This is a genomic window from Pseudomonas sp. RIT357, from assembly GCF_000632245.1.
GTDB classification, from domain to species: domain Bacteria; phylum Pseudomonadota; class Gammaproteobacteria; order Pseudomonadales; family Pseudomonadaceae; genus Aquipseudomonas; species Aquipseudomonas sivasensis.
In genome coordinates, this window is the sequence record NZ_JFYX01000045.1 from 119,848 (window position 1) to 130,658 (window position 10,811).

Genomic DNA, 10,811 nt, shown 5'->3' on the forward strand with positions numbered 1-10,811 from the left:
CGATAACGCAAACTGATCTACTCACAAAGGCCTCAAGCACGCCGCGGGTGATGTTTCAGCAGAATAACCCTCCCAGTGCTGCTGGCTCCCAGTTCATTATCACCAACTCCCCACTGGGTTCAACCTTACTGAGCCGCTGGTTGGTTGTGCTGTAACGAATATCAACGGTTTCAAAATGGAAGCCATCAAAGACCTGCCGAATGTCCGGGTGATCATTGATGCTGACCATGACCTTGCCTTTGCAGCGGCGCATAAAGTCCGCCATGCGCTCGTAATTTTCAAAGGGAAAATCCACGCCATACCCGGCGGTCTGCCAGTAGGGTGGATCCATGTAGTGGAAGGTATGGGCACGGTCGTAGCGCTCAGCACAAGCAAGCCAGGGAAGATTTTCAACGTAGGTGCCGGACAACCGCTGCCACGCTGCAGACAGGTTTTCCTCGATCCGCAGCAAGTTGATTGCCGGCCCAGTCGTCGCGCTGCCGAAAGTCTGCCCCGTCACCTTGCCAGCAAACGCATGGTGCTGCAGATAGAAAAACCGGGCCGCACGCTGGATGTCGGTGAGGGTTTCAGGACGGGTCATCTTCTGCCACTCGAACACCTGCCGAGAACTCAGCGCCCATTTGAACTGGCGCACGAACTCCTCAAGGTGGTTCTGCACGACGCGGTACAGCGTCACCAGGTCGCCGTTGATATCGTTGAGGACTTCAACCGGCGCGGCCTGGGGACGCATGAAGTACAGCGCAGCTCCGCCGGCAAACACTTCGACGTAGCATTCGTGAGGTGGGAAGAGCGGGATAAGGCGGTCGGCCAGGCGGCGTTTGCCGCCCACCCAAGGGATGATGGGTGTGGACATATAAAAGCAAGACCTTTGCTGTATGGATAAACAGTGCTAGGCTCGCTCCGCTTTGTGCACGAAGCAGGAGCCTTGGCTGGACTTGCAGGGACAATCTGCGGGGAAGGTGGCCGGCTGGATGTTGACGCATCCGGCCCGGCCGCTCCTTTTACTTCGGTGTAGAGATTTCTTTTGCGTACGCCTGACAGGCCCGCAGCGCGATCAGTCCTTGGTCACCGGCATCGGTGATGCCGATAATTCGTTGAGCATGCGCTGGGTCAAGTTGGGCTCTTGCGGGGCCATGAACCACGCGGCCGGCGGCGGTGGTGGTTGGCACTGCACAGCTGCTGGTGGTTTCGGTGGCGGCGAGAACGACTGACAGCCGCAGATCAGCAGTAGCCAGGCGATCACGCAGACGAGCCTGCTTCGTTTGCTCATCGGTCAATTCCTTGTGGTGGGTTTCGTCGTTGTTGTGCAGGCGCTGCTCCAGGGCGAAGCGTTTGTCCTGCTCTTTGCGTTGCAGGGCGGCAGCGGCTTGGGATAACTCGCCGAGGGTGTCGGCATGGAGTCGGGCCTGGTGCTCCAGCTGCTTGCCGTAGCGCCAGTCTTGAGCGGTCCAGGCCAGGACAGCAGATCCGGCAGCTAACATCACCAGCAGCAGGCCGACCGCCGCAATCCGGTATTGCGTGGGGATCAGGTCGAAGAGACGCATAACACCGCCCTCGCCCTGGCCCACAGTTGCAGCCGATCCTCCAGGCCGTTGAGGCCGCCGTTGATCCGCCGGGTGATGGTGTTGAATTGCTCTTGATCCGCGAGCGCGTTTAATCCGTTTATCGACCAGAACCACGCGGCCGACTCAGCGGCCCATTGCGGCAGTTCGAGCAGTTCCGGCGTGCGCAGTAATCGCTCATCGCCGAACAGCGCCAGGCTGCAGCGCAGGTAGTTGTCGTGGCCGGTGATCTGGATCAGCCCACGGCCGCGATAGCGTTGGCCGTCACCATCGGCTGCCGGCGTGTTCCCCAGCTTGGCGGCCAGCGGGCCGGTGTCGTACTTGCTGAGGTACTGATCGCCCCCCAGTTCACGCACGTATTGCAGCTGGCCTGACTCGTGGCCGATCTGGGCGAGGAACGCTGCCTGCCGCTTCGGCGTATCGATCTTGCGGTTGGTCATGGCGGCGTTGAGCGCGGATACAAAAACGCCCGCTTGGCGGCGGGCGTTGGGCATGATGCGTTGAAGTTGTTGCTCGGTAATGGACATCGCTTTTTCCCAGGCAAAAAAATACCGCTCGATGGCGGCGGGTGGTGAAGCAGGTTCGGCCAGTTACAACTCCAGGACTTTGACCTCCTTGGACTTCTTCTTTTTCTTGCGAGCCGCCTTGGCCTTGCCCTTCTTCCCTGCATTGCATTCGACCGTGGTACTCCAGCCGGACTGGGTGAACACCTGCTCCACGGAATCGACCAGGAACTCGCCGTCCAATCCGTCCTTGAAACCCTGCGCGTTGATCTGCCGTTCTGCAAACAGGTCCGTGCGCCCCACCATCTCCAGCCGCACCTCAGCGGTCGAGCGGTTGAACGCGGCGAGCCGGGCCTTCAACGCTTGCTCGGCGGCGGATTTGTTCGGATGGATATGGCGGTCGGTGTGAACCGGCGGTAAGCCGGCAGGTGCGTCGTCGTTGTCCAGGGTCAGGTTGACCAGTTCGCCGGTTTTCTTGTCCTGGTACTTGGCCTTGACGGCCTTCTGGGTGGTGCGGTCGGGGAAGCGGAATTGCCAGCGGCTGACGTCACTGCGCCGGAGGGTGATCGCCGGCAGGCTCTTGCCGCTGGCGGTCTGTCCACTTTGGCGAGGCAGCACCAGTAGCTTGCTGTCCGCGACCTTGGCTGTGCAGTCGTGATCTTTGGCGAGCCGGGTGATGAAGTTGTAGTCCGACTCGTTCATCTGATCAGCTCTGGGCACGACCGTGGCGACCGGGCATTCAGGCTTCCACCCATTGCGCGCAGCAATGTCGCTGACGATCTTCGACAGCGGCACATTCTCCCAACTGCCGCTACGGGTGGTCTTGCCGCTGCCACGCATGTCGCTAGCCTTGCCGCGAATGACGAGGGTATCAGGCGGACCGGAGACCTCGATGTCGTCGACCGTGTAGCGGCCGACGCGGGCAAGTGCTTTGCTGTCGTAGCCCAGGTAGATCTGTATGGCAGCTCCTTTTTTGGGGAGGGACACGGCGCCGTCACGGTCATCGATGCGCAGCTCGAACTCGTCGGACTCCATGCCGGGTTTGTCGAGGGTGCGCAGCAACAACAGGCGGTCGTTGATCAACGCTGTAATGTCAGCGCCGTCGGCGACGATCCGAAAGATTGGCTTCAAAAGTAAACCTCCAAAACAACAAAGCCCCGCACGATGGCGGGGCTGGAAGTGGTATTGCGAACGGCGACATCAGTCATCGACAATCAACCGGTTGTCGCTGATCTCGACGTAGCTTTGGCAAACAGGGCAATCAATGCCTTCAACCTTGGGCTCAATCAACAGGGTCTGGGTACACACAGGACAGTCACCGACCTTCTGCTTTTCCCTGAGACCGAGGGTTTTCCACACCATCGCCAGGAACACGCCGGCAGCCATGAACCAACCGACAATCGGAATGAATGCCAAAAGAATGCACGCAATCAGACCGAAGACAAACCAGTTTGAGCGGTAGCTAAGCTCGCCCCAAAAACTCCGTTTGACCAGCCGAATTTCGCTGACTCTTTCCATAGAAGACTCCATCCATGCAAATAAACGAAGGAGTCTATCAGCGCGTCGATTTCATGGGCAACGAGCCATCAATCCCACAACTGCACCTGCTCGACTGTTGGCCGCTCAATATCCGGGAAGGTGATCAGCAGCCCAGTACGCAACGGTTGCGGCTCATCTGCCAGCAGCCGATTCGCAGCAAGCACCGCCTCGACCGTGCCATTTAGGTGACCGTAATGCTGATAACACAGGGTATCCAGCAGGTCGCCGTCAGACGTTCTGCATATCATCGCCATAGCGCGAGAACTCCAAACTAAAGGTTTGCTTGCGCGGGATCCCGCCGGCCAGCAGCACGCCTTGCTCCTCATCCATGCTGCGCAGGCACCAGGTGCCGAGTACAACGCCGTAGCCGGTGGTCAGGTTCAAAGGCAGCAACTGCCCACCGATTGAACGTAGGGTGTCGAGCTGCTTCAGCCCACCCTTGAACGTGGGAAAAATTACGCCCTTGAGACTGAGCTTATCTTCTCCCACGCCCACGGCTTGCTGCGCTGGCCGACGACTGAGCCGCTCCTGCGAGGCCCAGCGGAATTCCGTCTGCCGTCGTAGTTCGTTAAACGCTGCTGTGTCCAGGTTGAAGTAGAACGGCTGCGCATTCGCCTGCAGCGGCTGAAGGATCAGCAGGTGCGGAAACGGTTTGACCGCTTCCGCCAGGGGCGTGGCATTGGGCGCCAATGCGCTGGTGGGCAAAATGTTCGCCAGGCGCGGACTGACTTTGCCGGCGATCTGATTGATTGCGGTGCTGGCACGGGCGGCTTGTTCCTTCAACGTGCCCAGGCGCTCGTCAATTGCCGACAACGCGCGCGTCGCTTTGCTGTAGGTCGCCAGTACCGTGCCGACCTTAGCCTGCGCCGCGTTTATCCCGCGCATCACCCGTTGCAGTTTTTCGCCGACACCGGGTGGCACGCCGGGAATGCTGGACAGCTCATCCGCCGCCCCGGTGATTTCGCCAATGGCGCCGTTCACCGGGCCGACCATGTCGTCGATGCTATGGCGCCCCGCCTCGCCGGCCTGGACAAGGGATTTGAAGCCCGATTGCAGTTGCTCCATGTAAGCCATGACAACTCCTTAAACGTGAGGGGCATCGAACAGGTTGCGCCGGGCTTGCTCTCGGCTGAACTCCTCAAACATTTGCCGCATGTGCGGCATCAATTCCTGCGCCAATTGCCGTGGATCCTTGACGTCACCCTGAACCGTAACCGGCATGGTCGGGGAGAACGTCCACTGCTGGTCTACCCGAGTCGGCTCCGGTTTCGCGGCGAGTCCAGCAGCCAGCACGGCCGGAGCCGTAGTTGCTGTGGGAGCCGCCGCCAACGAACGCGAGACATCCCCCAAGGCTGGCCCCGGTGCTGCCGGTGCTTTGAGCATCAACGGACCGGGCGATAACGCCGGCGCCATCTGGGACAGAAGCGGCATAGCCGCCGCACCTGGTGGTGGCAACCTTAACGGCGACGGCTGATCCGGCAGCACCAATCGCTCGGCCGGGGCGTCCGGACCACCGAAGGCAGCCTTGCCCACAGCGCCGCCCAACTCGCCGCCGCCCCAACTGCCAAGGAATCCGCCGATCAATCCGCCAACGACAGTCCCGATCACCGGCACCACCGAACCAATCGCGGCACCCGCTGCAGCACCCGCCAACGTTCCGGCCAAGGTGCCAGCGGCATTGCCGTAGCCCTCGGCTTTTTCATCGCGGGTCTCCGCATTTTGATAGGTATCAGCAGCGATCAAACCCGCCTCGATCAGCGCCATGGGCGCGCCGACCTTAGCGAACCCGAGGCCCTTACCCATCATGGTCTTGGGCGCGAACCGGCTGGCCGTTGGGCCAATCGGCGCTGAAGGTGCAGGGGGACTGACGGGCGCGCCTCGACCACCACGACCACGCTTGCCCTTTCCACGTCGCCGCTTTCCATCACCTACGTCGACCCCGCCAGCGCCGCCAGAGGGGTTGGTGACAAAGACCCGCTGGATCACGTTTGGATTGCCCATCAGCGACCCACGAGCAACGTTCAGCAGGCCCTTGCCGATCTTGATCGCATTGATCGCGGCGCCCAGGCTGACAACACCAGCAGCCAGCACAGCCGCCCCGCTGACCACTGTCGGAAACCGACCCGCCAACTCGCCAAGCCCATAGGCAACTTTCGCCAGCCCGTCTGCCGCCACATCCGTCAGCGGCCGCAACGCATCACCGATGCGAGTCATCGAGGATTCAATGCCGGCAGTTGCCGTTGCCCACTTCCGGTTGGACGTTTCCCTCGCCTTCGCTGCATCCGCCTCAATCTTAGCCTTGCCGTCCGTGGCTTCAATGGTCGACATATCAGCCTTGATTTTGTCGCCGTACTTGATCTGCGCAAGCAGACCAGCACTGGCGCTCTGGTCGCTGACGATGGTCGCCAGCCCGGCAGCTTCAGTCAGGGCGATCATGGCCTGCTCTTCCTCGGCACTACCATCCACCGACGACTTGATCTTGGCCTTGAGCGCTTCAATTTTCTTGGCCTTTGCCGGATCCTGCTTTTTGATCAACTGCTCACTGAGCATGATGAACGCATCGACCGGGTTGGCAGCCTTACCGCTTTTAGTCGCAGCGAGGATCGAGCCCGTTAGGTCGTAGCCTTCCTTGGCGAACCGTTCCTGGCTGGTGCTGCTGATCACTGCGTTGAGCAGGTTGTTCATGTTGGTGGCTGCAGCCGCCGAATCCTGAGTTTGCGAGTATTGCGACTGCAGGCTTGCACCGAGGAAACGCACTGCCTCGGGGCCTTCCATGCCCAGACGCTTGATATTGCCAAGCATCGCCGGCAAATACTTCGCCATCTCCTTTGGACCAAACGCGCCGATGTCACCCGCCGCAGCCACCTGACCAAGCATGGCCGCCATGTCACCCTGCTTTACGCCGGCTTCCTTGAAGGAGTTGATCAGCGTTGCAATCGTATCGGGCTCCATGCCCTGGCCGTCGATCAGGTCAGCGATCTGACCGGCGTAACTAGTGGCAACGTCCCACTCGACGCCTTTTTCAATCAAGGCACCCACCGACTGCGCCAACAGTTGCTGGCTCATACCCTTATCAGCCGCGACCTTGCTGATGCTGGCTGCCAGCTCCGCCTCATCGCCAGTGCCGGCCGTGTGAGCCCACAACGACATTTGGCGGACCTGCGCCTGATAATCGCCGGAGATCTTAGTCGGGATCGCCAACGCGCCCGTGAGTACCGCCGCTTGGCCGAGGGAATTTTTCATCCCCTCTTTGCCTTGCTGGATCTGCGTATGGCCCAGCGCCTTGAGTTCAGCACCCCGCGCTACCTGCCCAAGAGCCTGGTATTCCTTGCGCAACTTACTGACCTCAATGCCCTGCTCTTTTAGGGTTTTGAGGTTGCCTTCGAGCTTTCGCAGCAGACCATCAGCCGACGCCGCACCGGTGTCGTGGGCTTTTTTCCACTCATCCCGCAAGCGGATGGTGTCGCCGATAGTGCTCTGCAGCACGCGAGCCTTGGTGCCGGTTTCGCCGAGTTTCTTGATACGGCCTTCAACATCCTTGAAGGCGGCGCCGACCGTGGAGCTGACGACGCCGCCGATGACCAGGCCGAGCGCCAGGTTATTTGCCATGAGAACACTCCAGGCAGAGATGCGGGGCTCAGTCCATGAGCCACCAGATCATCGTGGAAAAGGGCATGGTCTCGATTTCATTGGCGGCAAATGAATACTGCGTCGCCAAGCGCTTCGCGACCTGCTTCTGCAGTTCGGCGTTAAACCCCGTCGTCCTGCACCAGGCGAAAGTAGGCGGCTTGCAGCCGCTGGTAGTCCGTCAACTTGAGCCCCTCCAGATCCTTGGTGTCGGATTCAGACAGGTCGGCCAGGAGGATGGTCTCGCGCTGCTCGTCGTCGCCATTGGACGCCGAGGTCGCGGCCCGCACGTCGCGCACAGTGGGGGCGCGCAACGGCAGGCGGTCGAGCTTCATGTCTTTGAAGTCATACGCTTTGGACAGCGTGACGATGGCGCCGTCGGTGCCAACGACCAACCAAGTCGGGGTCTCGTCTTTTTTCTCAGGGATACCCGCGTCCAAGATCAACCGCGAATACGCGGTTTGTACCCGTGCATAGTCCGTCAGTTTGAGCCCTTCGATGTCCTTGGTGCCGGCATCAGACAGCGAGGCGAACAAAGTCACTTCGCGCAACACAGCGTCATTGCCACTGATGGCGTCAGAGGCGCGCACCTCGCGCAACAGCGGCGCGCGCAGGGTCAGCTGGTCGACCTTCACGCCGTTAACATCGCTGGGCCGCGTCAAAGTGATGGTCGCGCTATCCGCCTCAATGATGAGCCAGGAAGGCAGTGGTTTCAGTTTTTTCATGAGAGCAATTCCTTTACAAGCCCAGGTCGCGGCGAACGCTGGCAAGTTGATCGACACCGTTGATAACCCGGACGCAGTTAATTGGATCGATCTCGTACATCAGCCGGCCGCCGACTTCGAGCTTGAAGTAGCTGACCGCCACGGCGTACTTGAACTCACCGGCCTCACCGGCTTTCCAGTCGCCTGGATCAATCTCTTTGAGCATGCCGCGCAGGGTGGCGACCACTGCCGTAGTCGCGGCTTTCTGGCCTTTGAAGGAACCCCGGAACACCGCGTTGAACGCAGTCTGATCGGCCAGGCCGTAAAACTTCATGATCTCGGGCCGCGCACCTTTGCCAGCGAAACTGGCCTCCAGTTTTTCCATGCCCTGATCCATCTCCACCGGGGCATCCATGCCGCCAGCTCGATGTTCCTCAGTTTTCAAGGTGAGCTTGGGGAGCGTTAGGCTGGTGATTTCCCCGTTGAAGCTGAGGCCATCGATATGGGCGTTCATGTTGTAGAGCGTTTGCGGAACCATCGAGGGCTCTCCTTTATGCGTTGGTGTCGAGAACTTCGGTCAGCCACTGGTTGGTGACCTCGACCCGGAAGTTGGGGTTTTCTGCCGGCGGCACGTCGGTGAAACGAATGTTCCAGTACACCTTGCCCTGCTCCAGCTGGCTGGCCGTGTTCAACTCCGGGTCAGCGAACACCTCGAAGTTGATCACCGCGCCCTGATTTTTTAGGTCACGCATAAAGGCCTGCAGGCCGTTCGTGACGTCGCTGACGTAGGTCTTTGTGATCGAGCGGTCAACAGCCCATTTATGGCCGTAGAGAATCGCGTCCATGACGATGTCCATGGTCCGCACGCGGGTAACGAACGCCCACTTCGGATCGCTGGAACAGGTGCGGTTGCCCCACAGGCGATACCCGTCATCCCGGATGATCGTGGTGATCTGGGCGTTGTTGAGCAGGTTGGCCCGGCAGGTTTCGTCGCCGTCGAGGAATTCGATAGGCCGCCCGGTACCGGTGAGGCCGGCAAACTCCTTATTCGAAGGCGAGGCCCAGAAGCCGTACTCCGAATCGGTCCAGGCGAAGAGTCCGGCCACCCAGGCAGAACTTGGTGCATCGACGGTGGCACTGAGTGCGGTGTCCCAGTACTGCACGCCGGGGTCGACCAGGAACACGCGCTTGCTGCCGAAGTTTTCGCGGTACTCCATGACGGCTTCGTCGGTGGTGTTAGGTCCGTCGATGATCGCCATGGCACGCAGCTTTTCGCTCAGCGCCACCAGCTCCGTGGCGACGGGCAAGGTCGCGGTATGCTTGGGTGCGGCCAGCAAGCGGGGCTGCGCGTTGAATCGGCTCTTGCCGTCGAGCAGCGCCTGCATACCAGTGCGCGTGCCGTTCGCCAGGACGCCGCCAATGATGGCCGTGGTCTGCGCGGCGGCGTCTGCCACCTTCGCCACGCCACAGGCTACGATCACCGCCTTGGAGCGAACGTAGATGGCCTGCACCGCTTTGGTGATTGCAGCTTCTGCGCCCCAGGCAGCGATGGCTTCGCTCTCGCGGGTAATCAGCACCAGTTGATTGGGCAAGGCACTGGCATCAGGACCAGGGGTGAAGGTGTCGCAAAGGCCAATGATGGACGACGACGGCACGGCGATAGGTCGCGTGCCCGTGTCGACGTTGGTCACGGTGACGCCGTGAAAAAAACCACCTGCAGTACTCATAGCTGAACTCCAGAAACGAAAAAGCCCCGCAAATGCGAGGCCATGGGAATATGCTTTGTTACGTGAACCGGGAAAGAAAACGCCCGGTAAGTGCCGGGCGTTATTGAATCAACTCAGCCAGCCACACCGGCTGCTCTGGCCTGTACCCAACTGCTGGGAAGTGCACCGATTCAGGCCAGCCCCGCAGATCCTGTCGGTAGCCCTGCAACTGCGTGTACTGCTCAGCAGTGAGAGTTGTTGGCCGCGAGGCCTCTACCTCATCTCGGTGACGCGAGATCAACGGGTCAGTGAGCAGCAGCGCACGGTCGCGGATTGCACGCTCACGGCTTTTAAGCTCTTCCTCTGTCGGCGGCGGCGCTGGAGCTGTACCTGGGCGCCCTTTTTTACCAGGCGCAAGCACCGAGCCGCCGAGCGCAAGCACTCGGAATATCTCGTCATGCTCGTCCTGCGATACGTCGACAAGCTCCGACTCAGGTGGAAGCAAGCATGCGGGGTTGGGTACGGTAATGAGCGGGGCCGAGGCTTGCTCATCCGGCACCTCAATCATTGGATGCACTGCATCAGGGTCAGGAATCAAAACAGTTTCAGGCTCAGTTTGAGCATCGGGTTCCTCCCCCTCAAACCACGCCGGATTGGGCACTGAAATGTTTGGGTGAGTCCACTCCGGGTCGGGAACAGATATGGTTGGTCGTATCCACTCGGGATCGGAAATCTGAATAGTCCGAGTGCCGTGAAAAACATCGTTGAAGAACGCGTTTTGCTTTGCACTGTAGAAAATTATCATTGCCTAGTTGCCCCTTACTTCGATCATCAAAACAAGTCCTGATTGAACCGCAGTCGTCGCCTCTTCCAGTAGGATCGTGGTGCCACTAAGAGTAAGAGGATATGACGACGCAACCATCCGGCTAGGCGAACCTGATGCAACTCTAAAGCTCGTTCGGATGTTTAGACATTGTGTTGGGAATTGAAAAGGCCAAGTCACAGCGATAGAGCTGGCAGCACCTTGTGCGTCGCCGATAGCGTATTCACACCATTGAATAATTTCGCCGGTGTCTGCGTTCTTACTCCAGCCATTTGCCGTAAGTAGGGCGGTATCTTTGGGCCGATCAACCTGCAAATAAACAAATGTCCCGTCAGCGTGCAGGAGGT

Annotated in this window: 12 protein-coding genes and 1 pseudogene; all 13 read right to left on the reverse strand. The window is 59.9% G+C overall.

Annotation, left to right across the window (positions count from 1 at the left end):
- Positions 1-55 precede the first annotated feature (55 nt).
- The 13 genes and pseudogenes from BW43_RS07160 to BW43_RS29365 all read right to left on the reverse strand — a co-directional run bounded on the left by BW43_RS07160 (position 56) and on the right by BW43_RS29365 (position 10,446).
- Positions 56-853, reverse strand: coding sequence for a DNA adenine methylase (locus BW43_RS07160; RefSeq protein WP_032889599.1), 798 nt, complete (start codon positions 851-853; stop codon positions 56-58).
- Positions 854-1,001: 148 nt separating this feature from the next.
- Positions 1,002-1,544, reverse strand: a complete 543-nt coding sequence (locus BW43_RS07155; RefSeq protein WP_032889600.1) for a lysis system i-spanin subunit Rz — start codon at positions 1,542-1,544, stop codon at positions 1,002-1,004.
- Positions 1,526-2,089: a glycoside hydrolase family 19 protein gene (locus BW43_RS07150; RefSeq protein WP_032889601.1), complete on the reverse strand. Its 564-nt coding sequence runs from the start codon at positions 2,087-2,089 to the stop codon at positions 1,526-1,528. Before BW43_RS07150 ends, BW43_RS07155 begins: the two co-directional genes overlap by 19 nt.
- A 63-nt stretch (positions 2,090-2,152) precedes the next feature.
- A complete protein-coding gene (locus tag BW43_RS07145) occupies positions 2,153-3,196 on the reverse strand; it encodes a phage late control D family protein (protein ID WP_032889602.1) in 1,044 nt (347 codons plus the stop codon).
- Positions 3,197-3,265: 69 nt separating this feature from the next.
- A complete protein-coding gene (locus tag BW43_RS07140) occupies positions 3,266-3,583 on the reverse strand; it encodes a hypothetical protein (RefSeq protein ID WP_032889603.1) in 318 nt (105 codons plus the stop codon).
- 68 nt (positions 3,584-3,651) lie between these two features.
- A complete protein-coding gene (locus tag BW43_RS28515) occupies positions 3,652-3,858 on the reverse strand; it encodes a tail protein X (protein ID WP_081797803.1) in 207 nt (68 codons plus the stop codon).
- Positions 3,833-4,678 (reverse strand): phage tail protein, encoded by an 846-nt coding sequence (locus BW43_RS07135; RefSeq protein WP_032889604.1) that lies wholly within the window; start codon positions 4,676-4,678, stop codon positions 3,833-3,835. The genes BW43_RS28515 and BW43_RS07135 overlap by 26 nt, the downstream gene beginning before the upstream one ends.
- Before the next feature lie 9 nt (positions 4,679-4,687).
- Positions 4,688-7,213 carry a phage tail tape measure protein gene (locus tag BW43_RS07130; protein ID WP_032889605.1) on the reverse strand — a complete coding sequence of 842 codons (2,526 nt, stop codon included), beginning with the start codon at positions 7,211-7,213 and terminating at the stop codon, positions 4,688-4,690.
- Positions 7,214-7,353: 140 nt separating this feature from the next.
- Positions 7,354-7,659, reverse strand: a complete 306-nt coding sequence (locus BW43_RS29355; protein ID WP_032890022.1) for a phage tail assembly protein — start codon at positions 7,657-7,659, stop codon at positions 7,354-7,356.
- Positions 7,660-7,686: 27 nt separating this feature from the next.
- Positions 7,687-7,956 (reverse strand): annotated as a pseudogene (locus tag BW43_RS29360) (phage tail assembly protein); the annotation flags it as partial.
- Between the two features lie 13 nt (positions 7,957-7,969).
- Positions 7,970-8,473, reverse strand: a complete 504-nt coding sequence (locus BW43_RS07125; protein ID WP_032889606.1) for a phage major tail tube protein — start codon at positions 8,471-8,473, stop codon at positions 7,970-7,972.
- Between the two features lie 13 nt (positions 8,474-8,486).
- Positions 8,487-9,662 carry a phage tail sheath family protein gene (locus tag BW43_RS07120; protein WP_032889607.1) on the reverse strand — a complete coding sequence of 392 codons (1,176 nt, stop codon included), beginning with the start codon at positions 9,660-9,662 and terminating at the stop codon, positions 8,487-8,489.
- Between the two features lie 100 nt (positions 9,663-9,762).
- The gene (locus BW43_RS29365; protein WP_256226734.1) at positions 9,763-10,446 is read right to left on the reverse strand and encodes a phage tail assembly chaperone; all 684 of its coding nucleotides are present in this window, start codon (positions 10,444-10,446) and stop codon (positions 9,763-9,765) included.
- Positions 10,447-10,811: the final 365 nt, after the last annotated feature.